General features: G+C 40.9%; 18 protein-coding genes. 8 read left to right on the top strand and 10 right to left on the bottom strand.

Annotated features, from left to right (window positions below):
- Positions 1–329: 329 nt before the first annotated feature.
- The 3 genes from LPTSP_RS16160 to LPTSP_RS16150 all read right to left on the bottom strand — a co-directional run bounded on the left by LPTSP_RS16160 (position 330) and on the right by LPTSP_RS16150 (position 12755).
- A complete protein-coding gene (locus LPTSP_RS16160) occupies positions 330–818 on the bottom strand; it encodes a hypothetical protein (RefSeq protein ID WP_108929680.1) in 489 nt (162 codons plus the stop codon).
- A complete protein-coding gene (locus LPTSP_RS16155; protein ID WP_167396447.1) occupies positions 793–8370 on the bottom strand; it encodes a SpvB/TcaC N-terminal domain-containing protein in 7578 nt (2525 codons plus the stop codon). Before LPTSP_RS16155 ends, LPTSP_RS16160 begins: the two co-directional genes overlap by 26 nt.
- Positions 8371–8453: 83 nt before the next feature.
- Entirely contained in the window at positions 8454–12755 is a 4302-nt protein-coding gene (locus tag LPTSP_RS16150) for an LIC12048 family lipoprotein (RefSeq protein ID WP_135354760.1), read from the bottom strand.
- Between the two features lie 1019 nt (positions 12756–13774).
- On the opposite strand from LPTSP_RS16150, the gene LPTSP_RS16145 reads away from it, so the two are divergent.
- The 6 genes from LPTSP_RS16145 to LPTSP_RS16120 all read left to right on the top strand — a co-directional run bounded on the left by LPTSP_RS16145 (position 13775) and on the right by LPTSP_RS16120 (position 17473).
- The gene (locus LPTSP_RS16145) at positions 13775–14542 is read left to right on the top strand and encodes a glucose 1-dehydrogenase (RefSeq protein WP_108929678.1); all 768 of its coding nucleotides are present in this window, start codon (positions 13775–13777) and stop codon (positions 14540–14542) included.
- Between the two features lie 10 nt (positions 14543–14552).
- Entirely contained in the window at positions 14553–15716 is a 1164-nt protein-coding gene (locus LPTSP_RS16140) for a thiolase domain-containing protein (protein ID WP_108929677.1), read from the top strand.
- Positions 15716–16075: a Zn-ribbon domain-containing OB-fold protein gene (locus LPTSP_RS16135; protein ID WP_108929676.1), complete on the top strand. Its 360-nt coding sequence runs from the start codon at positions 15716–15718 to the stop codon at positions 16073–16075. Before LPTSP_RS16140 ends, LPTSP_RS16135 begins: the two co-directional genes overlap by 1 nt.
- Positions 16076–16325: 250 nt before the next feature.
- The gene (locus tag LPTSP_RS16130) at positions 16326–16739 is read left to right on the top strand and encodes a c-type cytochrome (protein WP_108929675.1); all 414 of its coding nucleotides are present in this window, start codon (positions 16326–16328) and stop codon (positions 16737–16739) included.
- 92 nt (positions 16740–16831) lie between these two features.
- Positions 16832–17044, top strand: a complete 213-nt coding sequence (locus LPTSP_RS16125; RefSeq protein WP_086447183.1) for a hypothetical protein — start codon at positions 16832–16834, stop codon at positions 17042–17044.
- A 90-nt stretch (positions 17045–17134) separates the two neighbouring features.
- The gene (locus LPTSP_RS16120; RefSeq protein ID WP_108929674.1) at positions 17135–17473 is read left to right on the top strand and encodes an STAS domain-containing protein; all 339 of its coding nucleotides are present in this window, start codon (positions 17135–17137) and stop codon (positions 17471–17473) included.
- Here LPTSP_RS16120 and kdsB read toward each other — a convergent pair.
- The 7 genes from kdsB to LPTSP_RS16085 form a co-directional block, all read right to left on the bottom strand.
- Positions 17470–18213: a 3-deoxy-manno-octulosonate cytidylyltransferase gene (gene kdsB, locus LPTSP_RS16115; protein ID WP_108929673.1), complete on the bottom strand. Its 744-nt coding sequence runs from the start codon at positions 18211–18213 to the stop codon at positions 17470–17472. The genes LPTSP_RS16120 and kdsB overlap by 4 nt on opposite strands.
- Positions 18213–18737, bottom strand: a complete 525-nt coding sequence (locus LPTSP_RS16110; RefSeq protein WP_008591739.1) for a flagellar basal body-associated FliL family protein — start codon at positions 18735–18737, stop codon at positions 18213–18215. Before LPTSP_RS16110 ends, kdsB begins: the two co-directional genes overlap by 1 nt.
- 21 nt (positions 18738–18758) lie before the next feature.
- Entirely contained in the window at positions 18759–19586 is an 828-nt protein-coding gene (motB, locus tag LPTSP_RS16105; protein ID WP_108929672.1) for a flagellar motor protein MotB, read from the bottom strand.
- Positions 19587–19607: 21 nt separating this feature from the next.
- The gene (locus LPTSP_RS16100) at positions 19608–20390 is read right to left on the bottom strand and encodes a motility protein A (RefSeq protein WP_108929671.1); all 783 of its coding nucleotides are present in this window, start codon (positions 20388–20390) and stop codon (positions 19608–19610) included.
- A gap of 6 nt (positions 20391–20396) precedes the next feature.
- Positions 20397–20621 (bottom strand): flagellar FlbD family protein, encoded by a 225-nt coding sequence (locus tag LPTSP_RS16095; RefSeq protein ID WP_108929670.1) that lies wholly within the window; start codon positions 20619–20621, stop codon positions 20397–20399.
- Positions 20618–21721 (bottom strand): glycosyltransferase, encoded by a 1104-nt coding sequence (locus LPTSP_RS16090; RefSeq protein ID WP_167396465.1) that lies wholly within the window; start codon positions 21719–21721, stop codon positions 20618–20620. Before LPTSP_RS16090 ends, LPTSP_RS16095 begins: the two co-directional genes overlap by 4 nt.
- Before the next feature lie 86 nt (positions 21722–21807).
- Positions 21808–22611, bottom strand: coding sequence for an MlaD family protein (locus LPTSP_RS16085; RefSeq protein ID WP_108929668.1), 804 nt, complete (start codon positions 22609–22611; stop codon positions 21808–21810).
- A gap of 137 nt (positions 22612–22748) precedes the next feature.
- Here LPTSP_RS16085 and LPTSP_RS16080 point away from each other — a divergent pair, with 137 nt between their 5' ends.
- Both LPTSP_RS16080 and ftsA read left to right on the top strand, forming a co-directional pair.
- Positions 22749–23492 carry a cell division protein FtsQ/DivIB gene (locus LPTSP_RS16080; RefSeq protein ID WP_108929667.1) on the top strand — a complete coding sequence of 248 codons (744 nt, stop codon included), beginning with the start codon at positions 22749–22751 and terminating at the stop codon, positions 23490–23492.
- 4 nt (positions 23493–23496) lie between these two features.
- Positions 23497–24723, top strand: coding sequence for a cell division protein FtsA (ftsA, locus tag LPTSP_RS16075; RefSeq protein ID WP_108929666.1), 1227 nt, complete (start codon positions 23497–23499; stop codon positions 24721–24723).
- Positions 24724–24731: the final 8 nt, after the last annotated feature.

Here is a 24731-nt window from a genome sequence, read left to right as displayed (position 1 = left end):
AATCACTCTACGGTCAGGAAATTTTACGTCGTAAAGTTTTGTTTCCAAATAGAAAAAGTGATCTAAAAAAGTTAGCCGAATTTAAAATATCTAAAGCCTCATAGATCGACTTAGTCAGACATGAGCCTTCTGCGCTATCACTAATGGAATCGCAGGGGGACCTGCTGGTGTTGCCGGAGCGGATTACAGATTGGAAAAAGAATTTATCAGTTTAGGTTGAAAGCAGACTGCGAAGCAGGGTTTGGAGAAGTAGGGAGGAACTTCAAAAAATAGCATTTCTAAGCATATATTTAAAGATCCATAAAACGAATGACCACTCCATATGATTATCATAATTCATGGTTTACGTGAAAGTTGAAACAGGTCTCATTCTTGAGATTTAGCATTAAAGAAAAATACCTATCCCCCCCGTCCATAACTAAAGGAATGCTTTTACTAAATCGAGATGGATCGTCATATTTTGTAGGTATAAAAAAGTTAATGTAAACAATTTTTATTTCTTTTGCTTCTAATCCTACATACTGCACTATATATCTATTTAGCTTTTTGTATATCGATGCATTGCGCTCTTTTACGCACTCCATCGCTAATGATTTTGCCTTTTTAGCTTCCAAGGAAGTGATGATCCTTTGGGTGAATTTTATATCTCCAATAAACTCTTCGATTTTCAGATTAGAATTTTGAAATATATAATCATTGGGGCCTAATGTGATATCTTGAAAAGATTGACACTTTGCATAACAGCCCCAAAAAGACAATAGCAATATGAGACTGAGCAATTTCACTTCAATCTTAATATGCCATTCGCAGCTTTTCATTTCTTTCCTTACGAACCATGTTCTCCGTAATCTCAGTCCCCTCAACATATTTTAGCCCCACAGTTCGCAATTCTTCTCTCTTCACCTCATCTGTAACTCGTCTAGTAATTTCATCTATGCCGAAAAGTTTTAAGAACCATGTCTCTTCTTGATGTTTATACACTTGTTCTTCAAGACTGAAGCTGAAGGCGTTGGCCTTCCCACCAAAAAAATGGCCAGAATGAATAAACTCATGGGCAATTTTTATTTCTGCAGTTGGGCTTCGCTTTCGTAACAGACCATCGTCATCTTTCTCTGCTATTGGGATGTCGTTGTCTGGATCGATATAAATGAGAGTATTTACTCCTTTTCCATTATACAAATTTGGATTATACTTAGTATAATCTATTTCATCGAGACGAACTTCATTTAATCCTTCATGATTTATAATTAATTTAGCTGTATGCTTAGTATCTGCAATCAGCCGTCTGACTAGTTCATATCCATTCTTTGTATTTTCTGCTGTTCTCTTTCCAAGTTGCAAATTACCCTTCGAATCAATCGATACTTTTGCCCCTGCCAAGGAGCTTAGATGTTTAATCGCTGTATCTACTTCCGCTTTTTCCTTATTTACAATTTGTAAAATGTGCCCAGTCGGATCCTTATACTTAATCGGATTCCCAGCCACATAAGAAAATCTATTCCATCCTTGTGTACTGCGTGCCCCGTCTATTACACTATCGGCACTTGTAAACCGAGCAATCTGTGGATCATAATACCTTGCATTATAAAAATAGAAATTAGTCTCTCTATCCAACTCTTGTGAATTATACTTCGGAGCAAAATCCAGATTTCCTCTTTGGACAAGAGTCTCTCCATATGGCTCGTACTGCATACGACTCAGAGTATGGGCACCTTCATCTAGTACATGGGCTACCGAATCTACTTGGTCCGTTAAGAAATAAGCGGTAGTACCTTCTTCATTGAGAGCTGCAATTCTCACTCCGTTTAGATAAACGTTATTAATAGAGCTTAGGATATTTGTGTCTTCGGAATATTCTAATCCATAGAATTTGCTTGGATATAGGATCTCTTGGGTTTTGAAAGAAGCTCCGCTTGGAACGAGTGCTTTCTTGCGGACTCGGAAGCCTCCTTCGTCATACCAGTAATTACCGATAGCGTTGCTGAGTGCGTCTTGGACTTGAGTGATTCTATTCTGAGAATCAATAGTAATCGTTTTAGTGAGATCTTTGAAATTATCTCTCTGATAGGTCATATTTCCGACAGCATCATAATTCATGACGAGTCGGTTGTTACCACTTTGAGTAGAATCTATATGAGTGACTTGGTGGTTCGAATATTGGTAATTCCACTCATCGATGACGGTATTATCGTTAAAGTTATGATTCCGTTTAGCGAGTAAGTTTCCATTCTTCGCATAAGCAAAACTTTGGCGGAATGTTTTTGTATAATTGTCTGCGGATTCTTGGTATTGTCCGTCTGCGGCGACAAGCCTACTTAAACCGTCGTAGCTATAGTTATATGCAGTTGTATATTCAGAGGAATTATTTGTAATCCCTGTAATATTATTTTGGCTATTGAATGCATACACTGCATCTTGTAAGGTTTTGGTAGTCCCATCCACATCACCTACGGAGTTGATCCGAACTAACCTCTGCTTAACATCATACGTATAGTTGGTTTGGACGCCGTTTCCGAGTCCAAATCCTAAAGTTTGCCCAAATTCGTTATAGGCAATGTTCTCAACGATGGTTTTGCTGCAAGATCCAGGAAGAATTCCATTCGTATTCACTTGGACTGAAATTCCTGTAATATAACCGGCGGTTCCATAAGTATAGCAAGCCTTCATTCTTGTGTGGCTTACAGGATGTTCCGGATAATCTATAGAAGTAACTCTACCTAATAGATCATATTTATAATCCGTAATATAAGGTCCGTCTGCTAAAGCGATGGTAAGATTCTTAATATTTCTCGTTTCTTTTTTAGTACGCCCTAATTTATCGTAACTGAAAGTTTTGATTTGGGCGGAGTCTTCTACTCTTACCAACTTACCGAGAGCGTTTTCGCTTCCAGAGCCACTATCATAATCAAAATGGACGGTCCCTTCTGGAATATCTTTCGTGATCATTCTTCCAAGAGAATCATATGTGAAACTAGTAGTTATTCCTCTTGCATCGACAGTTTGGGTAGTATCTCCAAACGCATTATAAGAAGCAGTACTGACGCCGAAATCAGGATCGCTGTTCTTTTTCAATCTTCCGAATGCATCATACAACCAATAGGCTTGGTTTTTTCCGGAGGTATCTTTTGCGTTGATCCCGCTCGGGTCACAGGACAAAGCTCCTCCGTCGTTCAGGTCGGACTTTTTCACTAACTTTCCAGCAAGATCGAAACAGAAACCGATCTTTGCATTGGTTCCATCAGAGCCAAAATCTTCTATATAAAGGACTTGGCCCCTTCCGTCTTTTATTGTCCTTTTACTTGTTCCACCACTATGTGTTTCCACAATTTCAAATGGGTCGTTGTAAGTATTCGTTAATGTAGTAGCTTCTGTTTCCCCTTCTGCGATAGGTAAAATGGCTTTTTTGGTCCTGCCGATTGCGTCGTATTCGAAATAGGTAGGGTTTCTTTCTTGAGTAACTACAGTAAACGTTTCTAATTCACTCGCGTTTGCCCAATCCGGTTGCCCCATGCGAGATACCTGTCCATTCCCATTATAGGTAATCTTTCCAGAATGAACATATTGTCCGCTGGATGCAGTTTTTACTGTCTGGACAACACGTCCCATTCCGTCTTTGTAAGATCTAGTTGCGAAATCAGGATCCCCATTGCCCGAAGGAAAGACAGTTTTGGCGCTTAAAGGGAAATCGGCGGAATAGGAATAGTTTGCTAAAGTTTTAATACCTGAATCTGTATCTGCGCTAGATTCTACAAGTCTTCCATAATCATCATAATCGAAGTATGCTTTGTTTCCGTTTGGATCGGTAGAATCATCTGGAGAACCAAATGCTTTTCCATAATTTGTGGTGTATCTGGTTTTAAGCTGAAGAGAACCACCAAAATTGGTTTTCTCTTTTATGAATTGATGAAGTTGATCATCGTACGCGTAGGAAATCCCACGAGCAGAACTTGCGCTTACATTTTTCTCTTCTGTTCTATTTCCATAAGTATCATATTCATACTCTACAATGCTTGCCGTAACAGCTGGGAGTCCACTCCCGGTATATGTTACGGAGTTTCGGATTAAATTCCCCTGAGAATCATAAGTAAGATTACTTGTGGTTTCATGAGAAGAACCGGATAAGGAAACAGCTTTCTTAGGTCTAGTTTGGTTCGTCGTAGAGTCCGTTTCGAAATCTGTTACAGAAGTAAATGTCTGAGAAACATGGGCAGAATCCGCGTAATGATCCGTATTTACATCCGTCTTTTTTGTTAAATTATATCCATTAAAAATTACGGAACTTTCGGATGTCGTAGTCGGCGTTCCACTGATGTAATTCTGAGTCTTGTTTAAGCGAGCTAAATAGCTGATCTTACCGGCTACAGTTTCTATTTGTTGGATTTCATAACTTTTCTTCGAGTAACCGTAATCTTGGTTATCCGAACCTATAATATGAACTTCCTTCTCTGCTCCACCTAAAGCACGATTGTGCATAAAATTAGAATAAGGTTGGCTAAAATAAGAATGTACAGTTCTCGAATGAGTTGCATCTGTTAGTGTAAATTCGGTAAATCCGAAAGCATCTGTTTCTTTTTTGCCATTGATGAATGCGGAGAATGATACCCCGTTCTTATAAGAATACTCTTTGGGGATTTTATTCCCAAGTCCGTCATCTAACGTGATCTTAGTACAAACTCTGTAATTAATGGAAAGATCCGGAATATTATCTCCTCCATTATTATCAAACTTTGTCGAATTATCGTATTCTAAAGTATAAGTTCCGCCGATCCCGTTCTTGATCTCTTCCACTACATCAGGAACACTTCCCGTTGACATCGCAAAATACCAACTGGATTCTTTGAGGTGTATAATACCTATATCTGTAAGTCCATCTCCATTATAATCTCCTTGGATCCAATCAAAAGGATATACCTTACTTATTAGATCAGGGCGAGTCAGAGATAAATTAAAAATAGGAGAAGCAACGGAAACGATCTTATTTTGAGATAGATCGAAAATCTTATTTTCTCCATCGGAAATCACAATCGGATTTCCTCGATGATCAAATTGGTTAGAAAACCCTACAAGCCCAGGACTATAAGTAGTGCGAGTAAAGGAGAAAGTGGAAGTAATTTTTATTTTGGAAAATACGATAGTGGAAACATCAGTTGGATCTTCGAATACTATAGAATTACCAACTGTTTCCGGATATAGAGCATATTGAATTCCTGCAGGATTTATTTTATTATAAACTGCTAAAGTAACAGGAAGGTTTACAGTTCCAGGTATAAGTTTAAAGGAAATGGAAGAAGTTCCTATTGTTCCCAAATACCATTTGTGAGTCGTATTTCTACGATCTACAATCAAGATCTGAGCCTTTCCACTTCCAATAAAGTCTCCCGAGAAAATACTAAAATTGTTTCGGTTACTTCTATTTGGAGAATCTCCTGCCACTTGAAAGAGATTTGGAAAATAAGCATCAGATAAATCGGTAGTTGTAGCTACAGATAAATACTTAGTTGATGTTCCATTTGGACCTGTTAGGAAAAATCTTTGAGCTGAATTGCTTGTTTGATCATTTAGAACTAATAAGGACTTTGCACTTGTTGAATCGAAATTATCAATCGCATATCCGCTGGAATTTATATCAAAATTAACTACCTGAGAATCCGAAACACTTGCAAAATCAGTTCTTTTAAATGCAGTTCCACTGTCTTGGGTCACTACAAAAAACTTACTAGTAGTTCCAAACTCTCCAAAGAATAAAACTTCATCTCTTGAATTTACAGTATATCGATCCGGTTTTCCGTTGTTAATAGTCAAGATTCCATTGGTTTCCGGATTAAAGCCGGTAAGAACAGATTCCGTGAATGTAGAACCCTTCTTAAAATCAAAGACTCCTGTTTTTCTATCATATAACAAAAGTTCTAAGGAAGAAGAACAATCGTTTTGAGTAAAACATCCTGCATACGGAATCTCTCCTTTTCCTGGATTCAAATTTCCGTCATATTGATAATCTAATAAGATTGTCTTTGATTCCGAAGCAGCGGAGAAGACACCAAATCCTTGAGTTAACTTTACTTCTTCCAAAGGAAGAGGAGTTTGCATAACTCTTTCTTGGTCTGGACCGTAGCTCATATCGCTATAGATTTTGTAACGGAATCCTTCTAATGTGGCTTCTCCAATCCAAAACTTCCCGTCACTAGCCGAGAAAAAACCTATATCGGTTCGCCCGTCTCCGTTAAAGTCTCCTTGCAGCCAGCGAGTAATCGTTTTGAATTGAGGAGCCTTAGACCAAATTTTAAAATTAATCGTTTGATTTTGAGTCGCTCCTAATACCCATTCGCCTGAGGAACGATCGAATAATAAAAAGTCAGAAGTTCCGTCTCCGTTAAAGTCACCGCTAAACTCGTCATTAGAGAATAAAGTTTGTTCAGGAGCTGTGAACGTTTTGTAAAGCACCCAATTTGTCTTGAAATAGACCGGATCTGCTTTATCTGGATTTCTTAGATTTTCTCCAACGAACCACTTTCCAGTTCTAGCATCATAGAGGGAAATATCTGTAAGTCCGTCTGAGTTATAGTCGCCGATTAAGAATTTAACCTTACTTCTATCCTTTCCTTCCGAACTAGTATCATTTGTACTCGCGCTATCTAGATTGCCATTTGGAGAATAATCTCCCCTGAAAACATTTTGGAATTTCTTTCCTATTTTTAGGAATTCGAAATTACCTCCCTTGTTTAACATCAGGGTCCAAAGACCAGTAGGTTCGTCAAAGAGCAGGGAATCGGAAAGACCATTCCCATCATAATCACCAGGAAACCATTCCATGCGGAATATATCCGGGATCCCACTCATCAATCTTCCATAATTACGGAATTGGAATACTTGCCCGTTATGCTCTGCAACAATAAGATCTCTTGTTTCCGGAAGATAAAAAGCGATATCAGATCTTCCGTCTCCGTTAAAGTCTCCACTTACGTTTCCCTTAAAAAAACGGATCTTAGAAGGACTATCGTAATTCTTATAACGATTTGCGTAGGTTTTAAAATTATATCCGCCTTCTTTTCTCCCTTCTGCTGCTTTCCAATTCCCAGTTTGCGGGTTAAAAAATACGACATCGGAAATTGCGTCCCCGTTAAAATCCCCTTCAAAGTATTGAGTGGACTCAGGTTGTAGTTCTGGTTCACTTGACGCTTGGTTTGCAATATTTTGCCAAACTAATACTCTCGAAGCAGAGCTATATTTGAATTCCGGTTTAGTCGTATGACGATCCGATTCTACAGTTTTAAGAATAGGTCTCCCGGAATCGAAAGATGTATTATATATAAGCGAATAAGTCCAAAGTTTACCACCTGTCCAACCAACTTCTATCTTATCTAAAAGTCGATCCATGACCATAGTAAAGCCAGGCGCTTTACTAACATAAGAATCTCCTCTGGCCTTCGTAATAAAACGCACATACTGTTTAGCAGGGACTCCGCTTCTACTATTCCCAGTATATTTTATTTCCTGAATATATAAATTCCGCTTTTCAGAGTATTGCGAAGTGTCATAAACCACTTCCATATAGTTGCCGTTTCTATCCTCCATTTTAGAAAGATACCAGCTATATGTTTTAGAAATTTGGCTCGGATCATAAATTCGTTTAGAAGAAATATCTCCGTAGATAGTTTTAGTTCCAGAAGAATCTAAAACTTCCCAAGTTCCACCTGTTTCTATATTCGTTAATTTTAATAATGTAAAATCTTCTTCTGTAATCTCCGGTCTATAAATTCCGTTTTCATTAGAAGTAGATCCCGAAACTTTAATAAGTCTTTTTCCATTCCAATTAAATATATCTCTAGAGTCATAAAACAAAGCACCAAATTCTGGAGTCCTTGTAATTGCCCCAAGTCCAATATTCCAACCCATTCCAGCCCATCCATCCCCTCCAGTAGAAGAATAAGATAATGCCAAACTTGGTTGGATTCCTGCTCTTCCTGGTGGGATTTGAATCGGATAATTTAAAGAAACCGCTCCAAAATGGTTTGCTTCAGGAGGAGCTATGAAAGCAGCTCCAGATAAAGCATCCGCTTTAGTCGCTGGATCATCAATCGCTTGGCTATAGTTAGTTGAAATTGAAAAGAGATCACTTCCTTCAGGGGCTGGCGCTGATCCTGGAGAAGGAAGTGATATACCTTGAGAAAATGTACCGAAAAGACCAATTAATTGAGAGAAAGGATTACTCCCTCCCCCAACACAAGAAGTAAGAAAAAAGAATGTGAAAAGTAGGAGCGTTCCAATTTTCTTTTTCCGATTTTTCTTAATCCCCAAAAGACCTATTGTAAAAGATAAAGTACGCTTACGTTCAACTTGTATATCTGTATACAAAAGTCCCTGAGATTTCATGGTAAATTAATCCTTCGTTTCGGTATCATTGATCACAAAAGAGGAGATCTTTTGAAAAAAGACCTCCTCTAATTCTAAATCTATTAGAATAGGATTTTACCTTTGACTGTGTAATCTCTTTCAATGAGCGGAGCTACAAAGAAGTTGTTCAACCCGTATTGGATAGAACCTGGGCTTGCTAGATTGAATGAATATGATCGAAACTTCGCCCAATTCTCAGTTAAACCTATATCGGGGGAAAGCCAGATTGCTAAAGCATTCCCACTGTAAACTTGAACAATTGGCCCAGTTTGGTTACCAGCGTTAGTTGTGCTTAGGAAAAATTCTCCGCTTCCGACAAGGTCGAAGGAGCTAATATTTGCCACTCTCCCTCGGACCGTCCGGAGTGAAGCCTCATCATGCTCCCAAACAGTAACAACATTATTTCCGTTAATCTCTATAGATCCGATCAATTTAGAAGTTGCTGTGGTAGAAGAATCCATAAGCAGAGTAGCCGCAGTGGTTAAAGCTCCGGAAGCAAAGGAGGCCCGATTCAATTTTACCCGATTCCCAGCCAGATAAGTAATGATTCCTGTATCTCCGGAAGCCGCCATTTTGAAGTTACCAATGGTTTGCCCTGTTGAAAGAGTAACCCTTGAGCCAACCAGAGCTCCGGTAGTGGCGTTATAACATTTTAAATACAGTGATGTATCAGCAAAGCTATAGGCAATGAAAGCGTTTCCATTCGAAGCTTTTACGCTAATCTTCTTTGCTCCAAGTGATCCGTTATCAACCGGAACGAGTGATCCCTTAGTGGCTGTATTCATTTGGTAAGTCATCGTATGAATTCTCGTTCCTTCATTATTTCCGGTCGTTACGGAAGCAATGACCGCGGAATCACCTGTCGCGTCAGCTGCAACTTGCATTCTACCGTATGAACCATTAATCGTATATGAATAAAGAGTAGAAGCGGTGTTTACGTTTGTACCATCACTATTCTGGTATAATTTCCCTCCGACAACATGTAATCCACAACTTGCTCCACAATCAGAGTTACTTGCATTCCAAACTACAAGTGATCGAGTATCACTCACAGCTAAATCGATATTTAAATTGTTTTCATTAAACTCTGTTGTGGCATAGCTGCGAGTTGTCACAAGATTTTCTGTTCCAATCGCCAACTTTGTATTCATATCCCAAAAACGAATATAAATTTGGTTACTATTTTCCCAGGCAATCGTAGCTTTTCCATTCTTAACTTTCGCCACAAAGTCTTGGGCTATTGGTTGCGTATTCAGAGTCAATTCAGAACCAACTAAGCCACCGGTAGACACGGTAAAGAAACGACCTTTTAGAACTGTTCCTTGTTTCCAGATTATAAACCCGTTATCACCTTCCACCAAAGTAACAGGATTAGTTAAGGTCACCGGAGAGCCAGGATTCATAAAAACGGTATCTCCTGTTCCAACAGGTTCAAATCTGTAAAGACGAGAGGTATTCGTCACCTTGGAAGGTAGTCCACTAGCAAGAAAACCTGCAAAATTTCCTCCATCCGACCAAGAGTTCCAAGTAGTGGCTCCCTTATTATAACTGCCCATCCAGTTAATCGCATTATAATCTACTGGCAATCCTAAGCATCCATATGGATGAAAAAGATTAGTAGAACAAGATAGCGAACTACTAGTGACCAAAGGAACAAATTGATCCGTTGTATAGGAAGTTGGGGTTGTTGCATATTGTGCATTCCAATCAGCCACAAAATTATTATCAATTGCCAATTGAATTTCAGGTGCAGAAAGCGAGCCTGGAATATAGACAGTCGTCGTCCTCACAGCAGCCATTGCTACAGCATTGGAAATTGGAACCGTTAAGAACCCATTTGCATCCGGGCCGGTTGCCGGATTGCTTACCGTATATCCGGTGTTATCCCCTTCAATATAGATGGTGTCCCCTTGTTGGATATTTCCGAATGCTTTTGCGATTATCAAACTAGTATCACCAACTTTTGCTGGCACTGCTAATTCTGACCGAAGCTTACGCACATTCTGGTAACCCAAAGGCCATACAGTATTTCTATACGCACTATTGTAAGATGGGCGCATAAATACCTTTAGAGGAGTTTTAGTAATATCGTAAAGAGGGTGGGTAGATGGTAATTGTATACATCTCACAAAAACTTGGTTTTGATAATCCGGGTAACTTCCACAATCTTGTATTTTATCGGTGTTCCCGGGAGTTAAATCCTTTACGATATGAAACCAATCCGTTCTAAGTCCTGAAAACCCGAAACTAATCTCAAAGTCGGTAGCCTCTTCCATAGAGAAACGTTTTGTAGATACAGTCGGACTATATCGAAAATCTGTAAAATATTGAAAATTTCCGGACAAAGCAGGAGATCCGAAAGAAGGATTCAAGAACTGGGTTTTTTTCAAAGAGAGTGTAAGTTCAATTCTTTCTCCGAAGGAAGCTTCTCCTAGATAGATTGAATTTATATCAGGATCGTAAGGACTATTTCCGAGAATCGCCTTGTCCCATTTTGTATTCATCGAAAAGACTTCACCGTTTTCGAGTGGATTCTTTCCGAATGCTTCCATTTGAGCGAGGTAATCGGCGATGGAGTAATATGCTATATCAAAGTAATCTCCTGCCCATATTTTCGAATTTGCCCCTTGTAATACAACTGCACCAATAGGCTCTGTAGGATCGAAAATAATTTTATTGCTACCGTTCTTAACATAAGCAGTCGGATCATAATATTTCCCTTTAGAAAATACTACCCATATCCCAGCATTAGCCTTTTCTGTATCAGACCATTGACTGAGTGGCTTTTGTATACATGCTGTTCTTTGCTGGCCATCCGAACCAATTTTGGTCGAATAATCACAAGGAATAGTCGAAACCTTACCTGCTACAGACTTGACGGTTCGAATAAATACTTTGGAGTCACCGAGCTTTGGAGCTATTTCGGAGAAATCTAAAACATAATTGTCGAAGATGATCTCCATGTTTGAACCATTTACCGGCTGAGCACAATTTAAACGTTTCGTAGCATTTTCGAAGGTGATCCCAGGCGATAAATAACTGATATTTGTAGTGGCACATGGGTCGGAAGATCCTCCCGTAGCTTCAAAAGCAGCAATTCGATACATTTCTCGAATTCCCTGTCCAAAGATTTTTAATAGCGCTGTCCTACTTTTAGCATTTTCTTCGATTATTTTCAAATTAGAACCAGTGAAATTCAATAGACTAGAAGCATAATTTGAATTTGGAACATGCGACATTTCATAATCTACAATGAATATTTTTGGATTGTATCCGGCAGTGATTGCTTGTTCGATTTCAACTCGATTTAAGCCCGTCAATTCTACTACATAAGGACCAAATTCTGATCCTCCATAAACTGAAACTTCAAAAAGACTAAAATCATCATTCCTTAATCGAAAACTTTCAACGGGAATCAAGTCACCCGCCGCATTTTCGAACATCAGAGAGCAAAGAATATTTGTTAATTTAACGGGCATATTTACGGATTCATTCGTAATATATAATGCAGCACGCACGTAACCGGCATTCGGTTTAATAGTGGTAGAGGTAGAAGTCTTTTGCCTCTTATCAGTTCTATAATTTCTGGAATTTTTACCAGTGGAGTCTGATTTTAAACTAGAAGCATCTCGATCTATATTGTTTTTAAAAGGACGAGTAGCCCATTTTGTAACCGTTTGGCCAAGCGCTCCTTGCCAACTATTAGAATTCGTTTGTCCATAATTCAACCCGGAACCTGCAGTAGCAGCTTGAGCCGGTGATCCTCCAATATTAAATCCACTGGAATTACTACTGCCTCCCGATATGGAGTAGGAATCCTGGAATTGAACCGTTCTTAGATTGATTTCTTTTTGGTGAATTTTTTCCGTTCCGATGTTTTTCGTATTTTCAATATCATCTGCATGAATCTCACTTACTACATCACTTACTTCACCTGATGTTTCATTCAAAATCTCGATCTTCATCGTGACAGGAGGGGCAACTTTTGCATTAATTTCCGGATAATCTGCTACCCAAACATTTGTAGTCGTTTCGTTTGAGTTTAATATACCATCTCCATCGAAGTCGTTAACGATCGTTGTTCCTGTTGAATCAATCGCTCCGCTAAAGGCGGAAACAGGGATTTTCGCACCTAGTGGTTGATTGAATAAATTATTCACTGGAGTAACAGTCCCGCCGTTACCTACCGGAACTCCTCCCTTATCCACCACTAAAGGGACCTTCTCTGCAACCAACCATGTAGCCTTTTTAAGATCCACATCTCCGTTGCCAAAGCCCCAGTCGCTTAAACAGCTTACAAAAAAAAGTATAGCTGAAGCTAGAATAACTTTTCTAACAACAATCCTAACGATCAAATCGAACATCGAACGAACCTCCGGTTTCCCATCACTTAAGAGAACCAAATCCAAAATACAAAACATCCCGGACAAATTTTTCGACGTGACTCGACTTTTTTGACTGAGTTCAAATTTTTACTCACAGTTTTGCCAGATTCGTCGCCGAATCAAAACACAACTTGGGTGTTTGAAGGACGTTTCGAAAAAGTTCCCATTTTTGTCCAATTTTTTGCGGTGAACTGAAAAAAAATTTGGGAAACGTTTAGAAAACAGGCAGTTATTAAGCAAAAATGAAACTAACGAAAAAAAATTTGGGAACTTTTTGTCCCAACTGGGATAACGTGGAAAAATTAGAACGTATCCCCTAACGGATATTTTATATTATCCTAATATGGGATATTTAATTCATAAACTTTAGCGAAAAATAGTAACTTTATATTTTCATAATGTTAAAATTCAAATTTTTGGAAATTAATTATTAATAAAATACGTACTTTGACCGTAGATAGTTCGGAGATCAAATTATAAAATCATCCTTCTTCTCTTGGTAGCGATCAAGAAGAGGATCTTTACCTAACCTTCCATGCCCATATGCAAATCATTCCTTGTTGCATAGAGCTATCCCATCTAGGCAAAGGGCATTCTTTCGGAAATCCAAAAGTCAATTCACACATTCTCATCAATAAACTGATTTTTTTATGAAGAATTACTAACGAAGTCCTATCGTTTGAAATTATATTAATTATTAATAATATATAATAAATCGCAATTCTCCTGAATCACCAGTCCACCCCAAAAAATGAGACATATCTCTTCCTCGCAAACCGTTCGAAACCAAATCATTCTCCTGCTATAACTTGCGAACAAATGTTCAACAAAAACGAACACTGTTTCAAGGCCTTATATTCTAATGAATTTTCCTTGTCGGGAATCCGGGTAGAATCCATCTTTTACCAGAACAATCGTTCTACTTTCAACGGATCGAATTCTACCTATACGATCCGCAAGTTCAAAATTCGTTATCTGAGGACATAAGAGGGATCCAAATGGCAAAACAATTCGAAGGCAAAGTTGCATTAGTTACGGGAGCTGCATCTCCAAGAGGTTTAGGCCGCGCTATCGCCAATACTATCGCAAGAGATGGTGGAGATGTAGTCGTAGTAGACTTAAATAAGGAACATATCGAGCAGGCCGCGGCTGATATCGCTAAAGAATTCGGCGTTAAAACCTTAGGTATTCCGGTAAATGTTACTAAGCCGGAAGACTGCGAGGCTGCTATCAATGCTGTTAAAGAGAAATTCGGTAAATTAGATTTCTTAGTAAACAACGCAGGAGTTTTGAAGGACAATCTTTTTATCAGAATGAGCGAGCAAGAGTTTGATTTCGTGATGGATGTGAACGCGAAAGGTGTGTTCTTGATGACCAAGTACGCTTCTAAACTTCTTTTAAAAGCTCCTTCAGGTAGAATTGTAAACATCTCTTCTCTTTCCGGTCTTTCTGGCCAACCTGGACAAGCAAACTATTCTTCTTCAAAAGCTGCTGTGATCGCTCTTACTAAAGTTGCTGCCAGAGAATTTTCAGGTAGGAACGTTTTAGTAAATGCAGTTTGCCCTGGTTATGTGCAGACAGACATGACTGCTTCTCTTCCAGAAGAAGTTCAGAAAAAACTTACCGATCCTATGTTCATTCCTTTGAAGAGACCGGGAACTCAACAAGAGATCGCTAACGCGGTAGAATTCTTCCTTTCTGATAAAGCATCTTATATCACCGGAGTTTTCTTGAGAGTAGACGGCGGCGCCGGCATCGGAATGTAAGGAGTAATTCATGAGAGAAGTAGCAATCATCGGGGCCTATGAAACGGTCCACGGTAATCATAAAGATAGAACTCTTCGTGATCTAGTCACAGAAGCAGGTAACGGAGCCATCAAGGATTCCGGTATAGACAGAAAGGAGATCCAAGCCGTTTATGTAGGAAACTATGCTGGAAATGAGTTTAACGCTCAAAACACCATGGGTTCTTATGCAGCCAACTTACTTGGATTAGGCGATCGTCCTGCAATTCGCACTGAAGGAGCTTGCGCTTCCGGCGGGATCGCAATGAGACAAGGTGTTCTAGCTGTTGCATCCGGTCTATATGATACCGTCTTAGTTCTAGGCGTTGAAAAAATGAACGGATTAGATCCGGAAACTACTATGGAGATCGTGGCAAGAGGCCAAGACCAGGATGTGGAAGGCGGTTATTGTATTTCCGGTCCCTCCGGTTTTGCTTTAAACGCCATCCGTCATATGCATGAGTTCGGCACCACTAAAGAAATGTTGGCAACCGTTGCCGAAAAAAACTATTTCCATGGTAGCCTAAATCCATTTGCTCATAAACAAAAAGAGATTTCCTTCAATAATATTATGAGAGCAAGAATGGTAACTACTCCATTCGGTTTTCATGATGTATCTTTGGTTACCGATGCTTCTGCGGCAGTTGTGATCACTACCAAAGAAAAAGCAAAATCTGTTCGCGAGGACTATGTTGTGGTAAAAGGCTCCGGAATAGGCGGAGATTACTTCAATGTTGCTCTTAAAAAAGATTCAGTAAGCTTCCCCGCATCTGTTCAAGCTGCGACTGAAGCCTTTAAAATGGCAGGCGTGGAAAGAAAGGATATCGATGTTTTAGAATGCCATGACTGTTTCACGATCACTGAGATCATCAATATTGAAGATCTTGGCTTTGTGGAAAAAGGAAAAGGCGGTCAATTTACCAAAGACGGTCATACTCGATTGGGCGGAAAACTTCCTGTAAACACTTCAGGCGGTTTAAAAGCAAAAGGCCATCCGGTAGGTGCTACTGGTGTAGGTCAGGTTGTGGAGATGACTTTTCAACTCAGAGATCAATCTGAAAAACGCCAAGTCGCAAATGCTCGTACTGCTTTGACTCATGTTTTAGGCGGCCCGGGTGCAGTAAGTATCGTGCATATTTTGCAGAGGGGAGAATAATGGCTGAGATTATGGAAGCTCATTCTTTAACCGGAAAAAAATGTAAGTCCTGCGGATTCGAAGCTACTGATCCTGTAGTTTCCTGTACGAACTGTGGATCGGAAGAAGTAGAAGTTAAAACTTTTTCAGGTAAAGGAAAAGTATACACTTACACAGTAGTTCACGTTGGTTTCGGACATTTAGCTCCAAAAGCGCCTTACGTTCTTGCAGTCATCGAGCTGGAAGAAGGTGCTAAAACCATGAGTATTATCGAAGGAGAATACCAAGGCAAACCGGTCACCGAATCTATCGCGATCGATATGCCTGTTCTTTTTGATAGAACAGAAACTTCTACGGGATTTATTTTTAAACCCGCTTGATCTAAAAAAGAAGCGGGGTGGGACTTACCCCGCTTTGTTTTACAAAAAACCAATAAGCCCGATTGTTTTCCATTCTTAGAAATCGATATTAAGAATCAGCTCCGGCTGGTTTGACAAAAATCAATTTTGGGGCCTTCTCCACTTTATCCGAAAACTTTCTGCGGATTTTCTCCCGACAATATCGTGACAAAAAGTTCTTTGCTTTCTCTTTCTAAATAAGAAAGTTGGAATCAATATAAAGGAGTAATCCATGAAAACTCGGGCAATCCTGATTTCCCTTTTTGTTTCCATTCTCTCCCTCACCTTTCTATTGAACTGCGGAGATAAAGAAAAACCGAAAGAAGAAGCTGCACCTGTAGCAAGCGCAGCAACTTTAAGTCCGGAGGTAGAAGAAGGTAAAAAACTTTTTCTTGAAAACGGATGTAACGCATGTCACGGTGATACCGGTGCTGGAGATGGAGCTGCTGCGGCTAGCTTGAATCCAAAACCTAGAAATTACAAGGCACCTGCAAACGAATGGAAAAACGGTCCTACGGAAGCTGGCATTCTGAAAACTTTGAATAACGGAATTCCAAGCAATCCTGTGATGACTTCCTACAAATTCTTAGGCGACGAAAAACTGAAAAAAATCGCTAAGTACGTAATCTACCTGAACCAAAATTAATCCCCATTCTTCGGGAGTCCGAAAGGACTCCCATCTTGATTTTTTCCCACTTTTCTTCTGGAAGTTTTCCACCCCCATTTCAACCTAGCTTTGTGAGCCAATCCTCTTCTTTACCACATTGCGACAGTTGCGGAACGGACAGAAAATCCCCTCTTTCCAGAGAGGTGAAAACCTACGGTAACTGGGCCTGGTTTTTGATCCTTTTCGGGATTTCTTCCAAACCTACTACTGTTTCTTTTCAATGTTCCCAATGCGGCCAGATTTTCGACAGACTTTCTCCAGAGGAGCTAGAGCACTACGTTTAATCGGAGGATGTTCCCCGAGTAGCCGGTTTTCCCCAGGAAACGGGATTGACTGTCTTCGGGAGGGAAGGTCTTTTGTGCTAAATAAGGCAGATGTCTGACGAATTCAAAATAAACGTGGATCTTGAACCCAATGTTCCGGTGATCCATATCTCGGGAGAAATTACCTCCGAGGCGGATGACGAAATTTTAGGGAAATACCAATCCATACCTGAGCAACGTAGAAGCAGGGTAATTTTGAATTTTCATGGAACGTCTTACATCAATTCGGCGGGGCTTGCGACCTTGATCAGTTTGATCACCAAAGCAAGTGAATCTTCTTCCAAAATTGAATTTGCCGGCTTAAACGATCATTTCAGAAAAGTAATGGATATCGTTGGTCTTACGGATTTCGTTTTAATCCATAATACTCTACAAGAAGCTCTCAGTTAAGGGATCAGTCCCTTCTTCTTAAAATCTTCCACAACCAATTCCAGATCTTCAGGTGTGTCGACGCTCAACGCTGCGCCACTTGCTATATACACTCCAATAGAATGCCCTGCTTCCATTGCTCTTAATTGTTCGAGTGATTCCGATTCTTCTAATGCGCTAGGGGGAAGTTCTGGATATCCAAGTAAGAAGTCTCTATCGTATCCGTAGATCCCAAGATGTCTATAAGCCGGGACAGTTTTTTTAAATTGGCTAGGGATGGCAGAGCGAGAGAAGTAGAGCGCCTTTCCGTTTTTGTCGATGACCACTTTGACCCTATTCGGATCTGAAATTTCTTTTTCTTCCAATAGAACCGCTGCTGTGCTCATCGCCCAATCCGGTCTTTCCAGTTTGAGTTTTGCCACTCCGTCGATAAGCTCGGATTCGATCCCAGGTTCATCGCCTTGGATATTGATAATAATTCCGGAGTCCGGGTATTTGAGTGATACTTCTCTGATCCTATCCGTTCCGGATGGATGGCCAGGAGAAGTCATTACCGCCTTACCACCATTATCCGAAACTATTTTCAGGATCCTTTCGTCGTCAGTAGCGACCACCACTTCGTGGAGAAGAGAAGACTTTAGAGAATTCTTATATGTCCAAGCGATCATAGGAAGGTCCCCGATCTTGGCCAATGGTTTGCCGGGAAATCGGGAACTTCCGTATCTTGCGGGTATGACCCCAAGGATTTTCGGTTTGGTCATCAGTTGACGATAAATTCTGTGAAGTAAACTTCTTGGATCTTTCCGTCGGAGAGAATATGGTTGATCTGAGCTTTAATTTCTTCTCTCAGATCCAACTGATCTTCGACATCAATTAGATCGTCCTTGGTCTTTCTTCCTATAATTAGGTTTACCAAGTCTCTCATCTGAGCGATCCTTTCCGCAAGTTCCGCAGTGATCTTTGCGTCGTCCCTTGCCACTCCGAAAGATAATTTCATCTTTACGAAGTGAGTTTCTCCCTTGTCCGCAGTATTGATCCTAAACTCTTCCTGGAATTGGAAAGTCATCAACGGTGGAGGAGGTTTTACCAAAGCCACGTTTTTCATTTCGCGGAAAGTGCTAGTCGCTGCTTGTTTCGCAACAAACATGGAAACAAGTACAACTATGATAATTCCGAATACAGCACCGGCAATATAGATCAGCCATTTGATGAGCGGAGACGAGCCGGCGCCGGCATCCGCCGCGGGTAAACCGCCTTCTTCCTCGTCTATTTCGGGATCGCCCATGGGTATTCTCCTTTTACTCTTCTATAATCCACTTTCAGTGGAAGATTCCGAACCCGGAACTCGGCTTTTCGGTAGGCCGAAGTTAGATTCGTATTCGCTTCGTTTGGTGGATTTTTCCGTTAAAATTACGATATCAATTCTTCTATTGAATGCTTTTGCTTCCGGAGTTCCTTGGTTCTCCACAACCAACGGTCGATAAGATCCGAAACTCACAGCTTGAAACCAACTCGGATCCAACTTTCCTACTCCCACTACATAATCCGTGGAGTTGATCGCTCTTGCTCCAGCAAGGTCCCAGTTGTTTAAATAAGTTCTTTCTTCCCTGTTGGGATTGGCGCCGGGAAGTACTGCATCAGCGTCGCAGTGACCTTCTACCCTTACGAATCTTTCTAATCCTTTGATAAGTCCGCTGGCCTTTTTTAATGTGCTCTTGATCGGTTCCTGCAAAATTGCGGAACCTGGATTAAAATAATCGGCTCCCACTAAGCTGATCACAAGACCTCTTTCGTCTTCAGTTACTCGCACTTTCCCTGCTTCTATCTCAGGTTTGAATAATTCCGTGGCGGTTTTCTTAGATTTAGAAAGCGCCTTTCCTGTAGTCATGGAAGGAAGACTTTCTATATTCATTCCCATCTCTTCCAATTTTCCTTTGGAAAGAGTTTGGCCGCCGTCAAAAAACCCGGTAGTAGTCTTAAACGCGGATAGAATGATCTGCATTTCTATCGCGTTCGTTTTACCTGTACGATATAACATAATGAAGAAGCAAAGAAGAAGCGTAACCATGTCTCCATAAGTAAGCATATACTCTGGAATATTTTGGATACATTCAGGACATTTCTGTTTTGCCATATTCTTCTACCGAAATAATTCTTAATCGTTTTCGTCTTTTAATACGCCGCGTTCGCCAGGTGGCAGATAACTTGCGAGCTTATCCTTCACGATACGAGGGTTGTCTCCCGATTGGATGGAGAGTGTACCTTCTATCATGATCTGTCTTACTAATAGTTCGTCTTCGGATTTACGCATGAGTTTTTTCATGATCGGGATCGCGATCATGTTCGCTCCCATGGATCCGTACAATGTGGTGATCAACGCAGCAGCCATCCCTGTTCCGATCGCACTCGCGTCTCCGGATCCAAGGTTCTTCAACATCTGAACCAGTCCGATCAGAGTTCCGATCATCCCGAACGCGGGAGCAAGCGCTCCCCAGTTTTCCCACCAGGCTTTTCCGGCACTATGTCTGGAAGCGATATTAGTCATTTCGGTTTCCATAATATTCCGAACAAGCTCAGGATCTGTTCCGTCCACAACAAGGGTAATTCCCTTTCTTAAAAATTCTTCCGGAAGTTCGTTCACGTCGTCTTCCAACGCGAGTAGACCTTCTCTTCTTGCTTTCTCCGAGAAGGAAACTAAAGTTTTTATGAGTCCGATGAGGTCGCTTTTTTCTTCTCTAAAAGCCTTACGAGTTACTTTTCCCAATTCCAGAGTATTTTGCCAAGGAACCGCCATTACGGTACAAGCGGTTGCTCCACCGAATGTGATCAAAATGGAAGGTATATCCACGATATCGATCGGATTCAGACCGGCGGAAAGGATCCCGAATGCGAATACTACGACTGCAGAGCCGAAGCCTATGATTGTAGCTATATCCATTGCAGTTTAATCTACCTTCTTAAATTGATCCGGCGCGGAACCTAAAGGAAACACCAGCACTCGTTTCTTGAACTCCAAAATTTTTTCGATTACTTCCGGGATACTTTCCTGGACCACATATTTTCTATCATTAGACAAAGTGATCGTTGTATCCGGATTGGCTTCGATACATTCAATATGAGAGGCGTTCAGAACGAATTCAGTTCCTTTTAATCTATGCAAAGTAATCAAACGCCCCTCCTTTTTCCAGAGTTCTTGTTTATAGTCTCGACCGTCTTTTGGATTTGGATGATGAATTTTTCCTCTGTAAAACGGTTTACCGAGGCCTGAAAGTCCTTAGATTTCCATTCTTTTCGGTCGGATTGCTCTAAGGCGGAGTTCAATGCCTCCACTGTTTGCTCTCGGAAGAATAGCCCCGTCTTTCCGGAGACCACTGTTTCCAATGCCCCACCCTTTCCATACGCCAGAACAGGTGTACAATAGCCTTGAGCTTCTACAGGTGCGATCCCGAAATCTTCCATTCCGGGAAAAATGAATGTCTTTGCCTTGGCCATATACTCTTGCACTTCATTCCTTGGCCGATGAGGTAAGATCTCCACATTAGGTGGAAGTTCTTTTACAAGTTTCTTATATTCTTGGCCGCTTCCTAAAATTTTCAGAGGTCTTCCATTTTTTCTATATGCCTCTATTGCCAAGTCGATACGCTTATATGGTGCGAATGCGGAAACGATCAGGTCGAAGTTTTCCTTCTTCCCCGCCTGAACCCTAAAACCTTTAGGCAAACAAGGAGGATATACTACCTTGGAGTCTCTTCTATAGTATTTTTGGATCCTTCTGGAAACGAACTCCGAGTTGCATAAGAAAGAATCTACTCTGTTAGAAGAAACAGAATCCCAGTTGCGAAGATAATTGGAAACAAGTTGGAATGCGAAAAATTTCAAACCGCTTCTTGCAGGAAAATAATCATAATACAAATCCCATACATATCTCATAGGAGAATGTACATAGCTAATATGGATCGCATCAGGATCAGGGATCACACCTTTTGCAACACAATGAGAAGAAGATACGATCAGATCATATCCTCTTAGATCCAAGGACTCGATCGCAGTGGGGAATAATGGAAGATACCAACGGTACTTGGATTTGAAAGGAAGACTATCTGTAAACGCGGTTACGATCTTTCTATTTTCGATCCTTTCATTTAACTTTCCTTTTTCGTAAAAAAGGGTAAATAGATCGGCGTCCGGAAATACTTTTAGGATGGAATCGAGTACGATCTCTCCTCCTCTCATTCCATTCAGCCAATCATGGATCACTGCGACTTTCATAGATACTAGGATCGGCAAGGTAGCTTAGTTTGTCCCCGCCTTTTCGAAGGTGCTTCTAGCTTAGTTATAGGGAATCGCCACCGGAGTTATAGTTTGTTCAAATAGAAATCGCTGGAAATCCCACCGATGATGGTGGTCCTACGATACAAATTGATGGAGAAAGGGATAGGGGCGCTTCTTTCTATCTTGCGATACCCTTCCACATATCTTCTGGCATCGTCTCCTAAAATTCTCATGTCTGTCAATGTCTCGGCCAGATTGTCGTAAGTATCCGGATCGTTGATGAACCTAGGAACCGAACCGTTACTACTTTTGAGTTTATAGGAGATCTCTTCTAAGTTGCCAAACGTCAAATTAATATCTTCTTTATTCTCTCGGATCACACCTGTGGACGCTGCAAAAAAATCATCATAGTATCTGGCAGAAGGAGCAAAATCAGGACGAAAACCCTCCTCCTCTTTGTACGTAGGTTTGAAGAAAACCCGTTTTGAATCTTCTTCCGCATTTCCTGGATTGATATCGATGGTTCTCCCAGAAAGAACGGTAGCAGTCCTAAAACTGATATCATAGTTTGAATACAATGTGATAGGCTCGGCCAATCGAATCGTGATCTCTACTGCCTTGGTCCTGTTCTTGTCTAAAAATCTTTTGTCTGGAACTTCTTCTATCCCAACCACATCCACATCTCTTACGATCCCTCTCGCCAATCCTAAAATGCTGACTGGAGTTCCGGGACGTATACCTTGGGACTTTGGATAATAGATTTTTAAAGTATAAGGATAGTCTTCTTGAGAGCCGGATCTTTCGATCACGGATTGGTATAAGAGTACGAAAAAAGCACAAAAGAAAACGAAACCTAGATGAATGGGAGAAGGGATCGGGAATTTCATACTTTCTTCTATTAGAAACTTCGGCTTTCCATTCAGATCAACTAAATCCCGACCAAATCAAAAATAGATGGGCGAATTTTTAGAGAATTTCCCGATAATTCTAAGGGAAAGGAAGAAAAAAGGCCCTCGAAACGGCTATGAGACATAATATAATTGACTTTTTGAAAGAATCCGTTCAAAAAAGAACGAGTTGGTGGCTTCTGGCCTTCCTCTTTCTATTGGCGAGCACTCTAGGCTGGGGATTTAGGAGGGGGACCCTTCCCCAGGAGTTGAATAAACTCATACTGACAGGACACGAAACTCTTAGAACGGAAGAAATAGTTCAGATCATGGGTATCCAACCGGGAACCTCTTTCGAAAATTACGACCTCGGCCAAATGGAACACCGACTTACCTCACACCCCAGGATCAAATCCGCTCACTTGGAAAAAAAAACGGACGACCAATTGCTGGTAGAGATCACCGAAAGAAAACCAAATTATCTTGTGAACTCCGACGGTCATCTTTTCGAAATAGATTCCGAACTTAAGATACTTTCCATGGATGATGTTCGAAGCCAAGGACTCACCGTTCTTTCCGGGACATTCCCAAGAGAAAAAGGAGAAGTAGTCGGAGCTGCATTCAAGGATCTTCACACTTCTGTGGAGAATGCATTTCGTTCTTATCCTGCATTAAAGTCCAGGATCTCCGAAGTGTCCTTGCATGAAGATGGAGAAATTTTTGTCTACGCAGACACTCCTCTTCCAGTCCGTGTGCAGATCGGGACCTTATTCCAAACGGAACAGGTCAGAAAGTTATACGCAGTATTAGCATATCTTGAAAAAGAAAAAGTCCGCCCCAAACTCGTGGACATACGAGGAGAAGACGCGGTCTACCATTAAGAATATGGAATCTTCTGAAAGAATCATAGTCTCTCTGGATCTAGGATCAGCACTTACAAAAGTGGTGGTAGGACGTCCTATCTCCGAATATGAAACTGAAATTATCGGGACAGGAATGTTTCCTTCTTCCGGGATCAAAAACGGTTCCATCATCAATATAGAAGCTACCACTCGTTCCATCATTGAAGCAGTGAGTGAAGCGGAACTCATGTGCGGTCAAGAGATCGGTTATGTTGTGGTAAATGTTACCGGCAAATCGGTTCGTGCGGACAATTCCAAGGGAGTGGTTGCCATAACGAATAGAGATAGAGTGGTAACAGAGCCGGATATAGTTAGAGTGATAGAAGCTGCGCAAGCAGTTCGAGTCCCTGCGGACCAAGAAATTTTACATGTTCTTTCCAAAGAATTTTCCGTGGACGATCAAACTTCTATCAAGGACCCGATCGGAATGACCGGCGTTCGTCTAGAGGCAGAAGTTCATATTGTCACGGCAGGTCTAACAGCACTTCATAATTTAGAAAAATGTATTGAAGCAGCCGGTTTGGCAGAAGAGACAAGAGTCCTTTCTAGTTTGGCTTCTTCCGATGCAGTTTTAACTTCCGGAGAGAAGGATCTAGGAACTGCTGTCCTGGACATCGGTGCAGGCATCTGCGATCTGATCGTTTATGTGGATGGAGGGATCGCTTATTCTTCCGTGATCCCATTCGGCGGGTACAATGTTACTTCCGATCTTTCTATCGGTTTAAAAACTACGATAGAGACCGCAGAACTTGTGAAAAAAAGATACGGTCATTGTTCTTTAGAAGAAATCGATCCAACTGAAACAGTGGAGATCCCACCCATTAGCGGAAGACCCGCTCGAGCTGTCCTGAGAGAAGAACTAGTTCATGTAATAGAACCTCGTATGAGGGAAATTTTCGAGATGGTGGATGTGGAACTAGTCAAGTCAGGAAAAAAATCCTTCTTAGCCGGAGGAGTCATCCTCACAGGAGGAGGAAGCCTTTTAGAAGGGATCGAAAGTCTTGCAGAAGATGTATTTCGTCTAACGGTAACTCGCGCGAGACCAGCTGGACTTTCCGGACTTTCAGATAGAGTATCTTCTCCTGAATTCGCTACCGCAGTTGGACTTATCAAATACGCCTCCAGATTAGGGGACATGGAAAGAAAATCCCAGGACAGAAGCGAGACTTGGGGTAAAAAAATTCGGAGATGGATAGAGGAAAACCTCTAAGGGAGTGA

It is taken from the genome of Leptospira johnsonii (assembly GCF_003112675.1).
Taxonomy (GTDB): domain Bacteria; phylum Spirochaetota; class Leptospiria; order Leptospirales; family Leptospiraceae; genus Leptospira_B; species Leptospira_B johnsonii.
This window is presented reverse-complemented; position numbering and strand designations above follow the sequence as displayed.

Bases quoted from the DNA above. Each gene is read 5' to 3' on its own strand.
- motB (WP_108929672.1), bottom strand. From the start codon at position 19,586: ATGGCAAAACAGAAATGTCCTGAATGTATCCAAAATATTCCAGAGTAT.
- LPTSP_RS16155 (WP_167396447.1), bottom strand. From the start codon at position 8,370: ATGAAATCTCAGGGACTTTTGTATACAGATATACAAGTTGAACGTAAG.
- ftsA (WP_108929666.1), top strand. From the start codon at position 23,497: ATGGAATCTTCTGAAAGAATCATAGTCTCTCTGGATCTAGGATCAGCA.
- LPTSP_RS16090 (WP_167396465.1), bottom strand. From the start codon at position 21,721: ATGAAAGTCGCAGTGATCCATGATTGGCTGAATGGAATGAGAGGAGGA.
- LPTSP_RS16160 (WP_108929680.1), bottom strand. From the start codon at position 818: ATGAAAAGCTGCGAATGGCATATTAAGATTGAAGTGAAATTGCTCAGT.
- LPTSP_RS16130 (WP_108929675.1), top strand. From the start codon at position 16,326: ATGAAAACTCGGGCAATCCTGATTTCCCTTTTTGTTTCCATTCTCTCC.
- LPTSP_RS16145 (WP_108929678.1), top strand. From the start codon at position 13,775: ATGGCAAAACAATTCGAAGGCAAAGTTGCATTAGTTACGGGAGCTGCA.
- LPTSP_RS16135 (WP_108929676.1), top strand. From the start codon at position 15,716: ATGGCTGAGATTATGGAAGCTCATTCTTTAACCGGAAAAAAATGTAAG.
- kdsB (WP_108929673.1), bottom strand. From the start codon at position 18,213: ATGACCAAACCGAAAATCCTTGGGGTCATACCCGCAAGATACGGAAGT.
- LPTSP_RS16100 (WP_108929671.1), bottom strand. From the start codon at position 20,390: ATGGATATAGCTACAATCATAGGCTTCGGCTCTGCAGTCGTAGTATTC.
- LPTSP_RS16085 (WP_108929668.1), bottom strand. From the start codon at position 22,611: ATGAAATTCCCGATCCCTTCTCCCATTCATCTAGGTTTCGTTTTCTTT.
- LPTSP_RS16120 (WP_108929674.1), top strand. From the start codon at position 17,135: ATGTCTGACGAATTCAAAATAAACGTGGATCTTGAACCCAATGTTCCG.
- LPTSP_RS16140 (WP_108929677.1), top strand. From the start codon at position 14,553: ATGAGAGAAGTAGCAATCATCGGGGCCTATGAAACGGTCCACGGTAAT.
- LPTSP_RS16080 (WP_108929667.1), top strand. From the start codon at position 22,749: ATGAGACATAATATAATTGACTTTTTGAAAGAATCCGTTCAAAAAAGA.
- LPTSP_RS16150 (WP_135354760.1), bottom strand. From the start codon at position 12,755: ATGTTCGATTTGATCGTTAGGATTGTTGTTAGAAAAGTTATTCTAGCT.
- LPTSP_RS16110 (WP_008591739.1), bottom strand. From the start codon at position 18,737: ATGGGCGATCCCGAAATAGACGAGGAAGAAGGCGGTTTACCCGCGGCG.